This window comes from Bdellovibrio sp. SKB1291214 (assembly GCF_002209355.2).
Classification (GTDB): Bacteria; Bdellovibrionota; Bdellovibrionia; order Bdellovibrionales; family Bdellovibrionaceae; genus Bdellovibrio.
Genome location: NZ_CP106855.1, coordinates 1,665,364 through 1,684,499, shown reverse-complemented (window position 1 = coordinate 1,684,499; position 19,136 = coordinate 1,665,364). Strand labels below are relative to the sequence as shown.

The following is a 19,136-nucleotide window of genomic DNA, read 5'->3' as shown; positions in this document are numbered from 1 at the left end:
CCCCTCAACCTTCCCGTCTAAGGAACACAAAGCGGCAAACTAGACCGCTTAGTCCAAAGAAGGGGGCTGTTATGAAAAATCCGATCACAGAAAACATTGTTACTGAGTGCCGTAGAAAACTTATCCTTACAAAACAAGACATTCTGAATCGTTTCAGAACAGCCCAGTTGGAGTTTACCCATTCGGAAAAGACCGGGGACGAAGGAGATATCTCGGTCGCGCATATCGAGGAACATACTTTTCTGGTGTCGCAAGAGCGCATGAGAAATCAACTGCTCGAGATCGAGATGGCCCTCTCCCGCATAGAGAGCGGGACTTACGGCCTTTGCGAAGAAACGGAAGAGCCGATTGAAGCAGATAGATTGCTTGCAATTCCTTGGACAAGACTTTCTATCGAGGGTGCAGAAATGCGCGAGGCAGTAAGCAGAAAGTTTGCGCGTTAAAAAATCTGTTTCACTTTCTGTTTCTGTATCACTTTCTGTCTCGACACTTTTCACTCTCACAGCGGCGCAATAAAGCAGTGCTTACTAATTCGTCACGCACTGCTTTTTGCTTTACACTCCACCGATCCCCCGTAATAACGAGCAAGAATTTTCGGGAATGATCATCATATCGGGGGGTGAGATGAACGCAACCGAACTAAGTGCTACAGATTTAGAAAACTTAAAGGATTCGCTGCTAATTCAAAAAGGCTCGATCCTAAATAAGTCACACGAGTTCATTGCAGAACAATCCAGCATCAGTGGCGCTGGTGATGAAGCAGAAGTTGCTTCACAAGATGTTGCAAACAACATCTCTATCCACTTGCAGGAAAGAGATCGCACGGCACTCTATGCAATCGAAAGAGCATTGGGGAAAATCTCTGATGGGACTTACGGCCAGTGTGAAGCATGCGGAGAGCTAATTGGCGCTCGCAGACTTCAGGCTAGACCCTTCACAGCCCTATGTATTGAATGCATGGAAGAACAAGAAAGCCAGGCAAATCTTTTCCAGTAATTGTGGATAAACTCACTGGATGAGGTTCCACTGACACGGATGTCAGTCCAATTTTTCAGTTTTCTAATCAAGTCCATTCAAGCATTTCCTACCTCGCTCCGAAAAGTCTCATACATGAAACATTTCCCGCATCAACGCGGAGGAGCGGTATGAGTTTTGACGATAAAGTTCTAGAAATCCCACAGACACTTCCAATGCTACCTGTGAGAGACATCGTTGTTTTCCCCTACATGATCATTCCATTGTTTGTAGGTCGCGATTCTTCAATCCGTTCTGTTGAGGAAGCTTTAGCTAAAAATCGCCTTATCTTCCTTGCATCACAAAAAGATATCTCCGAAGAAAATCCAACTCCAGATTCTATCTACACAGTAGGTACAATCGCGATGATCATGAGAATGCGTAAACTTTCTGATGGTCGCGTAAAAATCTTGATTCAAGGTGTAGCTAAGGGTCGTGTAAAAAACTACTCTAAGACAAATCCTTCTTTCGAAGTTGCGGTTGAAAAAATCGAAGAAATCCCAAATCAAAAATCTGTTGTAGAAAACGAAGGTTTGATCAGAACTGCGAAAGAGCACATCGAGCGCATCATCGCTTTGGGTCGCCCTCTTTCTCCAGACATCTTGTTGGTACTAGACGATGTCACTGATCCAGGTCGTATTGCTGACTTGATCGCATCAAACCTAGGTATCAAAGTTCAGGACGCTCAAAAAGTTCTTGAGACTCATGATTCAACTGAAAGACTTAAAATCGTTACTGAGATTTTGGCTGCTGAGCTTGAAGTTATGCAAACTCAACAGAAGAATCGTCCAAATGCAAAAGAGGACGCTAACAAATCTCAACGTGAATACTTCTTGCGCGAGCAAATGAAGGCTATAAAGAACGAGCTTGGCGAACAAGATTCTAAATCTGAAGAGATGGATGAACTTCGCGACAAGTTGACTAACGCTGGCATGCCTCCGCATGTTGAAGCTGAAGCAATGAAACAATTGGGCCGTTTGGAGCGCATGCATCCAGATGCATCTGAAGCAACAATGGTTCGTACATACCTAGACTGGATGGCGGATCTTCCTTGGAGCAAAAAATCTGAAGATCATATCGATCTTAAACGCTCTAAAGAAATTCTTGATGAAGATCACTATGAGCTTGAAAAAGCTAAAGATCGTATCATGGAATTCTTGGCTGTTAGAAAATTGAAGCCAGACCTTAAAGGACCTATCTTGTGCTTTGGTGGTCCTCCAGGTGTAGGTAAAACATCTCTTGGTAAATCTATCGCTCGCGCGATGGGCCGTGAATACTTCCGTATCGCTTTGGGCGGCGTGAAGGACGAAGCGGAAATCCGTGGTCACCGCCGTACTTATGTTGGTGCGATGCCAGGTAAAATTATCCAAGCTCTTCGCCAAGCGAAAACAAACAATCCAGTTATCGTACTAGATGAAGTTGATAAATTGGGTTCTGATTTCCGCGGTGACCCTTCAGCAGCAATGCTTGAGGTTTTGGATCCAGAACAAAATGCGACTTTCCGTGATAACTATTTGAATGTGGATTTCGACCTTTCAAACGTGTTGTTCATCGCTACTGCTAACGTGTTGGAGAATATCCCACCAGCATTGCGTGACCGTATGGAAATCTTGAACATCCCTGGTTACACAGAGAACGATAAACTTTTGATCACTAAAAAGCATTTGATCAGAAGACAAATCGAAGCAAATGGTATCACTCCAGAGAACATCAGTTTCACTGATGAAGGTATCAAATACCTTATCGCTGGCTACACTCGCGAAGCAGGTCTTCGTAACCTTGAGCGCGAAGTAGGTTCAGTTTGCCGTAAAGTTGCGAAGATGGTGGTAATGGAAGAAGCGAAATTCGTAGAAGTAAACGCTACGACAGTTCCAGAGCTTCTTGGTCCTCCACGCTTCCAACGCGACGACAAGATCGCTGACTCTCAAGTAGGTGTTGTGCAAGGTCTTGCATGGACACAAGCTGGTGGTGAAGTGTTGACTGTTGAAGCTTTGAAAATGAAAGGTAAAGGACATCTTTCACTTACAGGCCAACTTGGCGATGTGATGAAAGAATCTGCTCACGCAGCAATGTCTTATGCTCGAGCTCACATGGAAGAACTCAATATTCCAGAGGACTTCTTTGAAAAGTACGATATCCATATCCATTTGCCAGCAGGTGCGATCCCTAAAGACGGTCCTTCTGCAGGTATCACTCTTACAACTGCGCTTGTAAGTTTGATGACAGGCACTCCAGTTCGCCATGACTTGGCAATGACTGGTGAAGTGACACTACAAGGTCGCGTGCTTCCTGTCGGTGGTATCAGAGAGAAGTGTCTTGCAGCTTTGAACCTTGGTATTACGAATATCATCATCCCAATGGCTTGTAAAAAAGACTTGGCTGATATTCCAAAAGTATTCAAAGACAAGATTAACTTTATCTTCGCCGAAAATCTTGATGAAGTGTTCGCAGTAGCGTTCGATAAAAATGCTGCTACAGATGCTAAAAAGAACGGCGTTAAGAAAGAAGCTAAGAAAACTAAATCTCTAGCAGCTTAAGCACTAGAGTAACAAAAAGCATCGCCCCTCCCTAATGACGATGTATAGAACGGACTGAGAAATCAGTCCGTTTTTCTTTTTTCCGGACCTCGGATTGCAAAACTCCCCAATCAAATCTATCCTATTTCCCAAACATCCAACGCGGTGATGCAACAAACAACGCGCAAGTAGGCAGGCACCTTTATGAGATTTACTTCTTTGATTTTGGCAGTGGCGCTTTCTTTTTCTGTTTTTTCAGCAGAGGCAAAAAAAAGAAAACAAAATAAAACTCAATTTCTATCCGGCGTGGTTGAGAAATGTCATGATGGCGATACTTGTCGTGTGAAGGTTGGAAATAAAATAGCCAAGGTTCGCTTTGCGGGGATCGATTGCCCTGAGCTTTCGCAAAAGTATGGCAAGCAAGCGCGTGATTTCACTGAATCCGTCGTTCGAGGAAAACAAGTAAATCTAGAGTGCGATGGAAAGTCTTTTGATCGTGTTACTTGTACTGTTTTCATCGGCGATAAGAATGTTAATTTGATGATCGTTCAAAATGGTTGGGCCTATGATTCTACCAAATACTCAAAGGGTCGTTATCTTGCGTCCGTTGATGAAGCAAGAAATCAACGTCTTGGGATTTGGTCTGACAACAATCTTACTAGTCCCTATTGCTATCGTCATAAGACGAATAAGAAATGTGCCCTTGATCAAAGCTATATGCCTTAGCGTCTTCAAAGATTTCTTCGATCTCGCCTGATTCTCCAAAAACAATGATCTGTGCATCCATTTCGGCAACACAAGATTGGATGACCTTTTTTGGAGCATACATCCCGATTTTTGTAAGAACATTAGCGCTCATACAGTTATCTGCAATGACCGAAACTGTGTGGCGACCACTTAAGCCGGCTCTTAATGGATGAATATACAAAGTTGAGGATTCGCTATCGAATAAGCTGCCTCGCGATTCGGTCGTGGAGATAGCATCTTTAAACAGACCCAGTTCTTTTTCGACGTCAGAACTATGCATGCGCACGTGAATTGATTTTTTAGGACAGTTAAAGAAGCGAATTCCCTCCGCCAAGTGAACCATCCCCATCAGTGATTGTTCTTTACTTAAGATATTTTTCACAGCTTGATCGATCATATACCCACGAATCAGACTTCGAAGGTCTAAATTGCGCGAGTCTTCGCGAAACGGTTCAAAAAATCCATCTGATAAAGCACTGATATCCAAAGCTTTTTCTAAAACTTCAGCGACAGGTTTGCTCATTTCGAAGGAATCATCGCCCTCCACCGTCAGCACTCGGCAAATTTCGGATTGAGGATCATCCAGATTCAAGATGCTTTCCACTTCCGCTAGTTTTTGCAAAGTGAACGTCAGAAGGGGTTCGTAATCACCCTCGGAGAACAGATTGATCTGAATGAAATCACCCAGCATCGGCCGACCTGCTTGAGCCGTCACTTTCAGGGTAGATGCTGGAATATTGAAGTTTTGGGATTGTTCCATGTCCATCAACGATAAAAGCAAAAAACCCCGGGTGACATCATCAACCGGGGTTTCTGTAAGATAACATTTAAAGGGAGGGGCTTATTGTTTAAAACCCTTCAGGCGGTCGTTTTCGGATTCCAAAACTCGAACCAAAGTTTTGAGGTCCGTAACTTCATCCTTCAACTGGAAGATTTGCTCTTCCTTTTCCTGAAGGATCTGCGTGTAAGCTTTTTTTAATTCATTCAAAAGCTTATTTGCAGCTGTAAGGATCGGCTCATCCTTATTTACTTTAACCGTCTTTTCAGCAAGGTCCTGAGCCTTCACTTCGTCCTTTGAAGAAGCCATTTCCGTTCCTTCTTTCATCATTCCTTGATGAGCACCCACCAAAGCAAGGTCTTCGCTTTCTTGGGAGGGGCGATGTACTCTTTGATGGGTACCCATCGGTTCATCCATGATGAAGTACTTGCCGTCTTCAAATCGGAATCGAATGTCGTCAGCTTTGATTCTTCGGCGGAGAGTACTCACACTAATTCTGTATTTAGTGGAGTAGTCCATTAGCGGTAGCCAAGAACCATTCATCTCAACGTTCATTCGATCCCCTTTTACTCACCCCGGCTGGCGCCAAAGTGCAAGTAGCTAGCTTTTCGGAAATGGTGGTCGCCTACTCAGCTTGCGTAATCAACCCTATCACAGGACTTCAGTCTGTCAAAGATAGTGTGACTACTTACTCAAATTCAACAAAAAACAGGACCTTGATCTGGCTATTCAGCGACTAGTCACGCTTTTAAGCTGGACCAACGTCTGACCAGTGTTGCCCTCCACGACGTGAGATCAGATACTTAAGCAAGTTTATGCGTATAAAAGATAAGAAGAAGATAGCTTTAGTTTTAAGTGGAGGCGGCATCAAAGCGGCGGCTTTCCACATTGGTGTTTGCCTAGCTCTTCAAGAAAAAGGTTTCAAGTTCGCTGGCGGAACCAAAGAGATGGTGCGTCAGAATTTCGATGAAAACGATCCGATGACCATCCGTTGTTACGTCGGGTCCAGTGCGGGTGCTTTTGTTGCTTCAATCTTAGGAGCTGGATATCCAATCGAATCTTTGATCAACGCTTTTCAAGTAGGCTCGGGAACGACACCAACCTTTGAGAAATCTGATCTTAGATATCTCAAACCAATCTCTTACCGAAATATCTTTAACTTAAACTCTAGCGGACTTTTGAAATTCATACCTCGAACTTTACTGGATAAAACCATTGTTAAAGGCGGAGTAGAGTCCTTGATCAAAAACGGTCTTAAACTGAATGGTTTGTTTTCGACCGGTGGGATTGAAAGTTATTTGCGTAAAGAGGTTTTGCTGGATAATGACTTTGCTCGCTTGGGGGTAGATCTGTTTGTGATCGGTACCCAGCTTAACCACACTCGCAAAGCTATCTTTGGTAACTTTCCCGAGTCTTATAAAACTTCAAATCACATGTACATAAACTATGCACCGATCAGTACGGCGGTTGCCGCGTCGACATCGTTGCCGCCCGTGTATGCTCCCTATGGAATCAAACGGCCCGAAGATAATAAAGAGTTGTTCTTTTACGATGGGGAAATCAGAGACACCCTTTCAACTCACGTAGCCGCTGATCACGGTGCGGATCTAGTCATTTCTTCTTATTCCACGCAGCCCTATCACTATACAGAAGAAATGGGATCGCTTCATAAGTACGGGATACCATTGATTTTAAATCAAGCTCTGTATCAAGTGATTCAGCAAAAGATTGCAAAGCATATCCAAGCACAAAACGATATTAAAACGATCTATAATGCTGTTGATGGATACTTAAAGCAGATTAAATTGCCTGAAGAACAGCGCGAAAAGCTTTTGGAAATCATTCGCGAACGCGTTCATCATCGCCCCGAAGTTGATTACATCTATATTTCTCCGCGTCCTCAGAACTACGAAATGTTCTTTGTGGATCACTTTAGCTTGAATCCAGAGATCTTGGCCCGCATCGTGCGCATCGGGTTTAAATCGGGAATCAACACCCTTCGCCAGTTCGATTTCAGGTAAGTCCCTACCTTTTTGGGCTACGGCCTTACCTGAAGATGTAATTACTTACCTTTCAAAAGAAAAACCCCGGTTTATCGCCGGGGTTTTAAAAATACCTAGTTATCGTAAGTCCTTCGTCAGATGGACAAAGTGTGTCTTTACCTCTGGCGCGACCTTTTACACGTACCTTTTACACGTACCTTTTACACGTACCTTTTACACGTACCTTTTACAGAAGGCTTTTTTCTACGGCGGCGAACAATGGGCCTGACATAAAGCCCATGCACATGATTGCCAATGCCATAACCACAACAGTTACTGTCGTTGCATTCAAAGAATGCTCCGCTACGTCTGCGTTGCCGTCTCTCATGTACATAACAACGATAGGGCGCAAGTAGTAGTAAACGGAAATTACGGAGCTAATCATACCCCAAACTGCCAACCACAAAAGACCTTCACCGATGGCTGCATTGAACAGATAAAACTTACCGAAGAATCCCAAAGTTGGTGGGATACCCGTCAATGAAAGCAAGAACACCGTCAAGCAAAGAGCCATCATCGGTCTTTGTTTCGCGAATCCTGCTAGATCATCGATGTTGATGATATGGTTTTCTGATTTCTCAAGCATGCTTGCGATAGCGAAAGCACCCAAAGTCATCAATCCGTAGCTCAACAAATAAAAGATCACACCAGAAGCACCAAATGCAGCGTCGTCGCTCACACCCGCTGTGATGACCCCTACAAGAAGGTAACCAGAATGTGCAATTGAAGAGTATGCAAGCATGCGTTTCAAGTTGTTTTGAAGGATCGCTGCCGTATTACCAATGATCATTGTGATCACTGCCAACCACTGAAGGATGTCGAACAAGTGCTCAGAACCAACAAGTGAACGAGTCGCAATCACGCGCAAAAATGCTGCAAAAGAAACTGTCTTAACAGCTGTTGCCATGAAGGCAGAGTGCGGAGTCGGAGCTCCTTGGTACACGTCTGGAGTCCAAGCATGGAATGGAGCAATTGAAACCTTGAAGCAGAAACCCAAGATAACAAACGTGATACCAAACATGAATAGGCGGCTTGATTGAATCAATTCAGCGGCGTTTTCCATGAATGCCAAGATGTTTGTATTTCCAGTTGTTCCAAAAACAAATGCCACACCGTAAAGGAACAATGCCGAAGCAAATGAACCCAGGATGAAGTATTTAAGTGCAGCTTCCTTGGAAAGTTTTTCTTCGTGGCTCATCGCGATCATCAGATACAATGCCAAAGACATCATTTCGAGACCGATAAATACCATCAAAAGGTCGACTGCAGATACTAGGATCAACATACCAACTGCAGAAGACATCGCCAGGAATATCAATTCCGAGAATTGTTTGCCAGTCGTTGATGGATTTTCGTACATCATGATCATAGCCGCTCCAGCAGAGAACAAAGCAATCACGCCCATCCACTGAGTCACGCCGTCAAAGATCAAGCCGTTATTAAACGCAGTTTTACCCGCGCCCCCGAAAACGACTAATAGACCAACAGCGATCACGATACCAATTAAAGCTTGGCAAAGAGTGATGATCGGATTTTGCTCGCGGTTGCCACGCAAAACTTTGGCCGTGATCGGCACAAGGCTGGCTAGGAACAACGCGATCATTGGTGAAACAAGAAGAATGTCGCTAAGACCAATATTCATATTCATTATTTATCTCCTTGTGCTTCAGCTGTCGTCGTTTCCGCAGCCGTTGGAGCTGCCGTTGTTGCCGTCGCAGTCGCACCAGGTTCATTGATAGTCAAATTGTAACTATTTTTGTGTTGTACCAAGTGATCGATACTTGCTTTTGAATAGCTCAGGAAATTATTCGGGAACAAGCCCATCCAGAACACCATCAAAACCAGAGGTAACATCACTACGATCTCGCGAAGGTTCAAATCATGAAGTGGGTGATGTTCGTCTTTAACCAACTCACCTTGCTCACCAAAGAACACACGTTTAAACATCCACAGCATGTAAACCGCACCAAGTACAACACCCGTAACTGCAAAGTATGCAAATACAGGTTGAGCTTGGAAGGTACCCATTAGGATAAAGAATTCGCCCACGAACCCGTTCGTCATCGGAACCGCAATCGAAGAAAGCGTGATGATAAAGAAGAAGATTGTGAACAACGGAAGAACACCAGCTAAGCCACCGTACTTAGAAATTTCACGAGAATGCGTTCTTTCATAGATCATACCGATCAAGATGAAGAGTGCCCCTGTAGAAACACCGTGATTCAACATCTGATACAAGCCACCTGTCATACCGTAAGCATTAAATGCAAACAGACCCAGTAAGATATAACCCATGTGAGAAACGGAAGAGTACGCGACAAGTTTCTTAACGTCAGGTTGGATCATCGCTACCAAGGCGCCGTAGATGATACCCACAGTACCGATAAGCATGAACAACCAAGCCCAGTATTCAGAAGCCTCTGGGAACAAAGGAATCACCCAGCGCATGAAACCGTAAGTACCCATCTTCAGCATAACACCGGCAAGAATAACTGAGCCAGGAGTTGGGGCTTCAACGTGGGCATCGGGTAACCAAGTATGAACTGGAAATGCCGGAACTTTGATCGCGAATGCCAAAGCAAACGCAAAGAACAACAAAGTTTGAAGGCTAAAGAAAGTTCCACCCACAAATGGGATTTTCAATTTATAGAAATCAAGCAAGCTTGCGCTCATTTGACCTGTCGTTTCTTGAGTTAGGTACATCATATAAATCATCGCAACAAGCATCATCACTGAGCCGGCGAATGTATAAATGAACAACTTAACTGTTGCGTAAATTCTGCGTGAACCACCCCAGATACCGACCATGAAATACATCGGAATAAGTGCCAATTCCCAGAATACATAGAAGAAAATCGCATCCATCGCCAAGAACGTACCAAGCATCGCTGTTTGCAAGATGAACATGCAAACGTGGAAACCTTTGATTCTTTCGCTGATCGAAGTCCAACTCGCCAGGATAATGATCGGAGTCAAGAACGTCGTCAGAAGAACCAACCACAACGAGATACCGTCGATACCAAAGAAGTAACTGATCCCAAAACGTTCGATCCACATATAGCGCTCAACCATTTGCAGGTTCGCTGTTGCCGTATCGAATTGTTGAAGCATGGCCAAAGAAACGATGAATTCGATGATCGCAAAGCCCAATGCCAAAGGACGAAGAGTCTTAGCATTTGGCCAAACTGCGATGATCAAAGCAAACAATAGAGGTAGAAAAACAATTGTACTCAGGATCATATCTTACCCCATGATCACGTATGAAAGGACAACGACGACACCGATACCGATGTACATCGCGTACTGCTGCATATTTCCGGTCTGAAGAGAGCGGCCCAAAGAGCCCATTCCGCGAACCAAATCCCCTGCCCAGTATGTGCACTTGTCGATGAAATTCACATCAACATAGTACCAAATGGACTTACTTACGTTTACCAAAGGATTAATGATTCCGCCGAAGTACGCTTCATCAACGAAATATTTGTTATAAACCAAGTTATAAACTGGCTTGATGCTTTCAGCGATTTTCTTAGGAGTCTCTGGAGACTTCACATAGAACTGATAAGCAACTGTCGCAGAGATGATCGCCAAACCTACAGAGCAACCCATCAACATCCATTCAGTGGAAGCTTCAAAGTGGCCCAAGTTCGGGATTTTAGTAATCAAAGGATCCAACCAGTGCTCCCAAACATTAGGGATGTGACCCAAATGCTCGCCGATAACGTGAGGGATACCAATCCAACCACCGATCACAGACAACACTGCAAGAACGATCAATGGGATCGTCATCAAAGCCGGAGATTCATGCGGATGAACATGCGAAGGAACGCGTGATTTGCCCCAGAAAGTCAGAGCCATCAAACGAGTCATATAGAACGCTGTCAAAGTTGCACCCAAAGCACCCGCTGCCCACAAGATCGGAGACCCCATTGGTGAGAAGAATGCATAAGCCAAGATTTCATCTTTAGAGAAGAAACCCGCAAATGGTGGCATACCGATAATCGCCAACCAACCCAAGAAGAACGTCGCATGCGTGATCGGAAGGTACTTTTTAAGTCCACCCATCTTCCGTATGTCTTGTTCCTCGTGCATGGCATGGATCACCGAACCAGAGCCCAAGAACATCAAAGCTTTAAAGAATGCGTGAGTCATTAAGTGGAACATTGCTGCGCCGAAAGCACCCACACCACAAGCCAGGAACATGTAACCAAGTTGAGATACAGTCGAGTACGCTAGTACTTTCTTAATATCCCATTGAGTCATACCGATAGTTGCTGCAAGAACCGCAGTTGCTGCACCGATAATCGCAATCACCATCATTGTGTTTGGGGCCATGATGAACAACGGATTCAAACGGACGATCATGTAAACACCGGCAGTTACCATCGTCGCCGCATGGATCAACGCTGATACTGGAGTTGGACCGGCCATCGCGTCTGGAAGCCAAACGTACAATGGAATTTGTGCAGATTTACCCGTGGCACCGATGAACAAGAACAAAGTACCCAAAGTCACAGCACCCATCCAAGAAGCTTCCGCCGTCGTTGGAGCCAGAGCATTTAATTCGTGGAAGTTCAAAGTTCCAAAAGTCATGAACAAGATGAACATACCAAGCAAGAAAGCGGCATCACCAACACGGTTTGTGATAAAGGCTTTCATACCTGCTGCAGCTTTGTCTGCATCTGTGAACCAGAAACCGATTAGCAAGTACGAGCAAAGACCCACACCTTCCCAACCAACGAACATCACAAGCAAGCTGTCACCTAAAACTAGCAACAACATGTTAAAGATGAACAGATTCAAGTATGCGAAGTATTTTGCAGCACCCTTATCGTGGTGCATGTACCCGATCGAGAACAAGTGGATCAAAGTACCAACACCCGTGATCACAAGGATCATGATCGCGCTGATTTGATCGACTACAAAGCCCGCGTTCACTTTAAATTTATCGACCGCCATCCATTCAAAGAACGAAACAGCGATACGACGAGATTCAGCAGCCATACCAACAAGGTCAGTTACCAAAAGAATCGCAGAGATGAAAGAGATCGCAACCGCAAGAGTCGCAATCACGCCCGCCACATTTGCGGAGTGTTTTTTATAACGGAAACCGTTGATTAGAAAACCCACCAACGGACTTAGGATAACAATGGCCATTAATACTGAGTGGTTCATCAGGCCTATCCTTTCAAGTGCTCGAAGAAGCGAATGTTCACTTCGTTAAAGCGTTTAAAGATCGATACGGCCAACGCAAGACCCACAGCTGCTTCCGCCGCTGCAATTGTCATTACGAAAAACACCATGATGTGACCCTCAAGATGACCCAAGTATTTGCTGAATGCGATGAACGTTAAGTTCACAGAGTTCAACATCAACTCGATAGACATCAATAGAACGATCACGTTACGACGAAGAAGGACTCCCGTCATACCCATAACGAAAAGAATCGCTGCTAGGACAAGGTAGTGAGTAAGTCCGATGTTATTGATGAAATCAATGCTCATGTGTTCCACCTTTACTACGAGAAAGAGCAACTGCGCCCACAGCGATCACCAAAAGAAGAACGCCAAGAGCTTCAAAACCAAAAATATATTTCGTGAACAAGATCTGGCCCAGAGCTTTTGTCGTCTCCATGCCTGTCCCAACCAGAACTGGATTGTCTGTCGTTTTCGCCGGAAGTTGGCTGACTGTCATCGCGATAGACGCAATAACCATTCCTGCCAAAAGACCTACCGACATGATCTTCAAAATGCCTGAAAACTTACCGCGCGTGAACGCGGAGATGTCTTGTTTCAGGTCGAAAAGCATGATGACCATCGTGAAAAGAACCATTACGGCGCCGGCGTATACGATCAACTGAACACCCGCGATAAAGTAAGCGTTCAATGTCACGAATAGAGCGGACATCCCCACCATTGTCATAGCAAGGCTTAATGCCGAATAGATCGGATTTTTCAAAAGGATTACCATCAGGCCCGAGCCCAACGTTACGATCGCTAAAAACCAAAAAAGAAAAGCGTCTGCTGTCACTTTTAGCTCCTTACAAAGATGCTACGTAAATCACGAAAGCCGTGATGATCGTGTTAGCCAAAGCCCATGGAAGCATCGTTTTCCAACCAAGATCCATCAATTGATCGTAGCGGAAACGAGGCAATGTCCAGCGAACCCAGATGAATAACCACAAGAACAAGAAGAATTTCACGTTGAAAACCAGGAAGTGAATTAACGCAACCAAAGCTGATGCCCAGTTTGCATTTGAAGTCACAGTCATGGCCCATTCACGAATCTGTTCAACAGTTACCCAAGGAATTCCATAACCACCAAAGAAGAAGATCGCCATTAAACCAGAAGCGATCATCATGTGGCCGTACTCACCGATAAAGAACATGTTGAATTTGAAACCACCGTACTCGGTGTGGAAACCAGCAACTAGCTCTGACTCACCCTCTGCCAAGTCAAATGGAAGACGGTTAGATTCTGCGAATGTTGAAGTGAAGAACAACAAGGCGCCCAATGGTTGATAGAAAATACCCCAGTTTGGAAGCCACTGAGAAGAAATCGTGTAACCCATGAACTGGAAGTGCAAGTGACCTTGTTGCGCCAAAGTCATATCGCTCAAGTGGAAAGTTCCGTACATCATGATTACTCCTACGATAGAAAGGCCCAGGGCCAACTCGTAAGAAATCGTTTGTGCAGAAGCGCGAAGCGCACCCATCAAAGAGTACTTATTTCCTGAACCCCAACCCGCCATCAACATCGTGTAGGCCGCTAGAGAAGAAACACCCAAGATGAATACGATACCAACACCGATATCATAACCTTGAACCAAGAATGTGTATGGACCCCACGTTTGACCGAACAATTCGAATGTCCCTACCGAGATTGGTGTCGACATTGGAATCGCCGAAAACGCAACCGCACCCGGAATCAACGCAAATACCGGAGCTGCATAGTACAACAATGGTTTTGCTGTTGAAGGAACGAAAGCTTCTTTCGTCAAGAACTTCACGGCATCGGCCAATAACTGCATCAATCCCAAAGGACCGACACGATTTGGACCAAGACGGTTTTGAATGAAAGCAGAACCACGACGCTCAACCCATACAAGGATCGGCACGAGTTGAACCATCATCAAAAAGATAACAACGAGCTTAAGCCCGTTGACGATAATTTCGAATGAATCTTTACCCATTCCCATTGATTAATCCCATTCCAATGCTTTTGATTTAACTTCCCAGAACAAACCGAAAATGAAGACGGCCAAGAAGAAGATCATTGATCCGAATACAAATGCACCCTGGCCAGAAGCGATGAAATCACGGAAGGACGTCGCCCATGGGTACATAAAGATGATTTCGATATCGAAAAGAATGAAGAGAATTGCTGTGAGATAAAACTTCACAGAAACTTTCGTATCTTTTTTATCTAGCGAAGGGAGACCACACTCGTAGGGCTCGTACTTAACCGGATGATAATGGACTTTTCCACCTGTCTTAATTGAAAGCCAGACCAGAAAACTGCCAAATAGCGCAATAAAAATTACGATGAAAATGATTCCACCGAGTGCCACAAACCCTCCAAAGTTGTCGTTATTATTTGGATTTCAATTAGTTATATATGTGGTGCCTCTGAAATCCAAGAAATATGAATGGAAACAAGGCGATAACCATGGCAACATGAGCGCACAAAATGAAAGCCGAAATGACTCATACAAGGCTCGAATCGATACTAGATCGCGCCTTCGAAACAACCCGCGGTAAAATTCAAGTGAGTGGAGCTTCCTCTCCGCTCGCGCTTGCTTTCTTTTTGTCACAAACATACTCTAAAAAAATCAACGGCTTGCCGCACGTAGTTGTAGTTGGCAGTCAGCAAGAAGCATTGAAACTTCAGCAGCTTTTGATGTTCTTTGACCCACTTCGTCAGAGCACGATTTTGCCGGCGTTTGATGTTTCTGCTTATTCCGGTCTTTATCCAAACACGAGATCAGCTGCTGATCGCGTGCGTTTTCTTGCAAAAGCACAGGGTGCAAAGGCTGGCGAAATATTCATTGCCTCACCTGACGCGCTGATTCAGAAAACAATTCCAGTCAAAATTCTAAAAGAAACCTCGCGAACTTTGTCAGCTGGCGAGGAGTTGCCAGAAGACATTGCCGAATATTTGAATTCCCTTGGATACGTTTCTGCGCCGATGGTTGAGGACAAGGGACAATATGCTTTGAGGGGAGGAATCGTTGATATCTTCCCACCCACTGAAGACATGCCAGTTCGCCTGGATTTGTTTGGTGATCAAATCGAAACTCTTCGGCACTTTAATGTGGATGATCAGCGCAGCGCCGATGAAATCAAATCCTTTCTTTTAACTCCTGCTCGTGAAGTTTTGTTCCGTGATGAAACTCACGAAAGACTTTTACAAAGAGTTCGTGCGCACATCGATGGTCGCCCCGTCGACAAAGCCGAGGCTGACGAAATGCTTCGCTCTTTGGTTCTTAAAAATTCGTTTCCGGGTATTGAATTTTTACTACCCTATTTTTATGGCGAGCCTGCAAGCCCAATCGATCACTTTCCAGGTGCCGTGAATGTTTGGTTCTTAGATCCTGTTGAAATCTCACGTAACGCCGATGACTTCATGGCGGAACTAAAAGCTGATTACAATACTAGCGAGTCCCACGTGATTCGCCCCGAGATGGATTTACTGTTCCAAGGCTTTGAGCAGATTGCTTATCCTCAGAACAGCCGCCAAATTTATTTTTCAACATTAGAATACTTAGATGATGCAAATGATGAGGGGTCTGCGGACTCGCATGTTGAATATCGCACTTCATTGACTCAAGACTTTTCAAATTTATCCAGCACAAATCCCGTAGGGTCTGAGTTGTGGTTACAAGCTGCAACCAACAAGCTTCATAAGTGGAGAGACGACGGCTACAGAATTTTCGTCAGCACCAAGAATCAATCACATATTGATCGTCTGTCTTTGATCTTTGAAAAACTCGAACTAAAAGCAGTTCGCTGTGGCCAGGATGAATACAAGTGGGATTCATGGCTCCAAGAACAAGAAAGCGATAAACACCTCATTCACATAGTCAGTCGCTATCTGCCAGACAGCTTGCGCTTTGATGAAGAGCGCGTGATATTTCTGCGTGATGAAGATTTCTTTGGCAAAAAAATGCGCAGCCGGGAGTCTTCAGCAGCGCAAGATTTTCAAAAACAGGCCAAGCGTTTAGCCTTTGGAGATTTGAAGCCCGGCGACCTCGTCGTTCACGTTAAACACGGCATTGGTGTCTACGACGGATTAAAAATAATGGCCATCGGCGGGGTTGAATCCGAGTTCATCCAGGTCGGATTTAAAGACAAGGACAAACTTTATCTGCCCGTCTACCGCATTGGCCAGCTCCAAAAATTTTCTGGTGCTGGTGCAACCACGGTCCTTGATAAACTCGGTGGAACCGCTTGGGAAAAAACGAAAGCTAAAGTTAAATCTCATGTTCGCGATATCGCTGCAGATCTTTTGGCTTTGTATGCAAAACGTGCGGAGATGTACCGACCTCCATTTGAGTTCCGTGAAAACGAAATTCAACTTTTCGAAAATGGCTTCCCCTACGAGGAAACCAATGATCAGTTGCGGGCTATTGGCGATATCTTATCTGATTTAAAATCAACGAAGCCAATGGATCGACTGGTTTGTGGAGATGTCGGTTTTGGAAAAACTGAGGTCGCGATGCGCGCAGCATTTTTTGCTGTTCAAGCTCGTCGCCAGGTTGCGATTCTTGCACCAACCACGGTCTTAACCTTCCAGCACTTTGAAACATTCAAAAAGCGTTTTGAGGGTTGGCCCGTTGACATTCGAGTGTTGAATCGTTTTGTCACTCCGTCGGAAAGCAAGAAAACGGTTCAAGATATTAAAGATGGGAAAGTCGATATCATCGTCGGCACACATAAACTTTTAGGAAGTTCGATAGGATTCAAGGATCTAGGTCTTTTGATTATCGATGAAGAGCAAAAGTTCGGCGTCACTCACAAAGAAAAGATGAAAAAGCTTAAAAACAGCGTCGACACCCTGACCTTGTCGGCAACACCAATACCAAGAACGCTGAATATGGCTTTGGTTGGTATTCGCGATTTAAGTTTAATCAACACGGCGCCTGTCGATAGACTGCCCACACGTACTTTCGTGACCAAATTTGATCAAGAAACTATTCGCAAAGCCATCACCGCTGAAATTTCTCGCGGTGGTCAGGTTTACTTCATTCACAATCGTATCGAATCTATCTATGGACTTGCAGATGAAATCCGCAGCATTGTTCCCGAGGCACGTATTAAAGTTGCACACGGGCAAATGGAAGAGCACGAACTTGAAAAAGCGATGTTGTCGTTTTTTCATCACGAAATTGATGTATTAATTTGTACTGCGATCGTGGAGTCCGGAATGGACGTTCCACGGGCAAATACAATGTTCATTGATTCCGCTCATATGTTTGGTTTATCACAGCTGTATCAGCTGCGGGGTCGCGTAGGTCGCTCAAAAACGCGCGCTTACTGCTATTTGATGATGCCAAAGAATCGCAAGCTCGATAAAGAACAGCAAGAGCGCTTAAAGATCATTCAAGAAAATACAGCTCTAGGTAGTGGTATTAAGATTGCTCAATATGACTTAGAGCTTCGGGGTTCAGGAAATATTTTGGGCGAGGAGCAGTCAGGCCACGTCAATTCTGTCGGCTATGAATTGTACATGGATCTATTAAACGAGGCCTTGGCGGAAGCTAAGGGCGAAAAAGTCGAGGATATGGATCTGGATCCAGAAATCAATCTTAAGATCCCAGCACTTATTCCTGATGCTTACATTAAAGATATCCGCATTCGTTTGGGTTACTATAAAGCACTCGCAGAAATTACTTCGAGCGATGATCTTGATCGGATCGAGGAGGAGTTGCGCGATCAGTTCGGTCCAATTCCTGACCAAACAGTCAATTTGATGGGTTTGATGTTAATTCGACGTCAATGTAAAGAATTAGGTGTTCGCGATATCAGTGCAGGTGTTACTTCAATCTCATTGGTGTTCACAGAAAAAACCAAGCTTGAGCCCGCACGTGTAATTCAGCTGGCGATGAAGGAATCCAAAAAGTATTCCATCACGCCAGATAATCGCCTTAACATCAAGATGGCAACTATTTCGTGGTCCGCTGTCCATCAGGAAATGGAAAAGCTTTTAAATATGATTTAAAATTCCATGCGAAGACCGACACCCCAAATTGGATCGGTCTCCATGTTGGCATCGGCATCACCGCCAGATGATAAATACTGACTCATGAACACATCCAGAAACGTATTTTCTAAGCCATAATTGAAGGTCGCAGATTTTGCCGTATCATTATCAAGCCAGTCTAACTGAAGCAATAGTCCCAATGTGTAAGCATAGCTTGTCGGGGTTGATTCACTGATAGAGCTTGTTGTTGATTTATCGTTAAGTTCCATTTGATACATCGAGAATCCAACATAAGGAGCCACATAGGGTTCCTTCATTAAATTATCTATCGTGTATTTTAGGGTCCCCATGTATTTTGTAACTTCCAAAGTACGCGTATCACCGCTGCGATTATCAGAAATGCTACCCATCCCCGCCGATCCACCCAATGCGATGGATCCCAGAACGAAATTAAATTTATAATCTATAAGCAAACTCAAGATAGAGATCGAATCTCCATTGAAAAGCTCATTGTATGTCTTTCCGTCGTTGGCTGAAACAAAACTAACAGGGATATAGTTTTCATAATTGATCCCAAAGTACACGCCGTGAGTTTCCCGTCGGGTTTTATAATCCGCAAGATTGTCCTGACGTACATGAAGTTCCACAAGCGATTGGGGATCATAGTAAGTCTCGACCAGACCCTGCTCTTCTGGGTTTCCTTCTATCTCCAAAGACGGTGTGGCAGCCATAGACACAGATGTCATGATCAACAGCACCAGTGACACCAGTGCATTTAGATGGATTATAGGACTAAGGTGCAATTTCATGCTGTTACTCAAATCTTGTCTATTCCCG

16 protein-coding genes are annotated in these 19,136 nt (G+C 44.4%); 6 read left to right on the top strand and 10 right to left on the bottom strand.

From position 1 onward, the window contains the following. Positions 1-71 precede the first annotated feature (71 nt). From B9G69_RS08365 to B9G69_RS08350, 4 genes are all read left to right on the top strand, one after another. Positions 72-443 (top strand): TraR/DksA family transcriptional regulator, encoded by a 372-nt coding sequence (locus B9G69_RS08365; RefSeq protein ID WP_088615982.1) that lies wholly within the window; start codon positions 72-74, stop codon positions 441-443. A 181-nt stretch (positions 444-624) separates the two neighbouring features. Beyond that, a complete protein-coding gene (locus tag B9G69_RS08360) occupies positions 625-996 on the top strand; it encodes a TraR/DksA family transcriptional regulator (RefSeq protein ID WP_088615983.1) in 372 nt (123 codons plus the stop codon). A 149-nt stretch (positions 997-1,145) separates the two neighbouring features. Further along, entirely contained in the window at positions 1,146-3,551 is a 2,406-nt protein-coding gene (gene lon, locus B9G69_RS08355; RefSeq protein WP_088615984.1) for an endopeptidase La, read from the top strand. Between the two features lie 183 nt (positions 3,552-3,734). Next, positions 3,735-4,256 carry a thermonuclease family protein gene (locus tag B9G69_RS08350; protein WP_088615985.1) on the top strand — a complete coding sequence of 174 codons (522 nt, stop codon included), beginning with the start codon at positions 3,735-3,737 and terminating at the stop codon, positions 4,254-4,256. Here the strand turns inward: B9G69_RS08350 and B9G69_RS08345 are convergent. Beyond that, the gene (locus B9G69_RS08345) at positions 4,189-5,037 is read right to left on the bottom strand and encodes an FAD:protein FMN transferase (protein WP_217897708.1); all 849 of its coding nucleotides are present in this window, start codon (positions 5,035-5,037) and stop codon (positions 4,189-4,191) included. The genes B9G69_RS08350 and B9G69_RS08345 overlap by 68 nt on opposite strands. Positions 5,038-5,118: 81 nt before the next feature. Further along, positions 5,119-5,610, bottom strand: coding sequence for a hypothetical protein (locus B9G69_RS08340; RefSeq protein WP_254916927.1), 492 nt, complete (start codon positions 5,608-5,610; stop codon positions 5,119-5,121). Between the two features lie 260 nt (positions 5,611-5,870). Between B9G69_RS08340 and B9G69_RS08335 the strand changes: the two genes are divergently transcribed. Further along, positions 5,871-7,076, top strand: coding sequence for a patatin-like phospholipase family protein (locus B9G69_RS08335; protein ID WP_088615987.1), 1,206 nt, complete (start codon positions 5,871-5,873; stop codon positions 7,074-7,076). A 208-nt stretch (positions 7,077-7,284) separates the two neighbouring features. Here B9G69_RS08335 and B9G69_RS08330 read toward each other — a convergent pair whose 3' ends face one another. Genes B9G69_RS08330 through B9G69_RS08300 form a run of 7 tightly spaced genes read right to left on the bottom strand, consistent with a single transcriptional unit; the run spans position 7,285 to position 14,667 of the window. Further along, positions 7,285-8,745 carry an NADH-quinone oxidoreductase subunit N gene (locus tag B9G69_RS08330; protein WP_088615988.1) on the bottom strand — a complete coding sequence of 487 codons (1,461 nt, stop codon included), beginning with the start codon at positions 8,743-8,745 and terminating at the stop codon, positions 7,285-7,287. Beyond that, positions 8,745-10,337 (bottom strand): complex I subunit 4 family protein, encoded by a 1,593-nt coding sequence (locus tag B9G69_RS08325; protein WP_088615989.1) that lies wholly within the window; start codon positions 10,335-10,337, stop codon positions 8,745-8,747. Before B9G69_RS08325 ends, B9G69_RS08330 begins: the two co-directional genes overlap by 1 nt. Positions 10,338-10,340: 3 nt before the next feature. Then, positions 10,341-12,272: an NADH-quinone oxidoreductase subunit L gene (gene nuoL / locus B9G69_RS08320; RefSeq protein WP_088615990.1), complete on the bottom strand. Its 1,932-nt coding sequence runs from the start codon at positions 12,270-12,272 to the stop codon at positions 10,341-10,343. Positions 12,273-12,277: 5 nt separating this feature from the next. Further along, positions 12,278-12,601, bottom strand: coding sequence for an NADH-quinone oxidoreductase subunit NuoK (gene nuoK / locus B9G69_RS08315; protein WP_088615991.1), 324 nt, complete (start codon positions 12,599-12,601; stop codon positions 12,278-12,280). After that, positions 12,591-13,127, bottom strand: a complete 537-nt coding sequence (locus tag B9G69_RS08310; RefSeq protein ID WP_088615992.1) for an NADH-quinone oxidoreductase subunit J — start codon at positions 13,125-13,127, stop codon at positions 12,591-12,593. Before B9G69_RS08310 ends, nuoK begins: the two co-directional genes overlap by 11 nt. Positions 13,128-13,137: 10 nt before the next feature. Beyond that, the gene (locus B9G69_RS08305; RefSeq protein ID WP_088615993.1) at positions 13,138-14,295 is read right to left on the bottom strand and encodes a complex I subunit 1/NuoH family protein; all 1,158 of its coding nucleotides are present in this window, start codon (positions 14,293-14,295) and stop codon (positions 13,138-13,140) included. A 3-nt stretch (positions 14,296-14,298) separates the two neighbouring features. Further along, positions 14,299-14,667: an NADH-quinone oxidoreductase subunit A gene (locus tag B9G69_RS08300; protein ID WP_088615994.1), complete on the bottom strand. Its 369-nt coding sequence runs from the start codon at positions 14,665-14,667 to the stop codon at positions 14,299-14,301. Between the two features lie 119 nt (positions 14,668-14,786). On the opposite strand from B9G69_RS08300, the gene mfd reads away from it, so the two are divergent. Continuing rightward, positions 14,787-18,317, top strand: a complete 3,531-nt coding sequence (mfd, locus tag B9G69_RS08295; protein ID WP_265438032.1) for a transcription-repair coupling factor — start codon at positions 14,787-14,789, stop codon at positions 18,315-18,317. Here mfd and B9G69_RS08290 read toward each other — a convergent pair. Then, positions 18,314-19,108, bottom strand: coding sequence for a hypothetical protein (locus tag B9G69_RS08290; RefSeq protein ID WP_088615996.1), 795 nt, complete (start codon positions 19,106-19,108; stop codon positions 18,314-18,316). The two genes, mfd and B9G69_RS08290, sit on opposite strands and share 4 nt — an antisense overlap. Positions 19,109-19,136 lie beyond the last annotated feature (28 nt).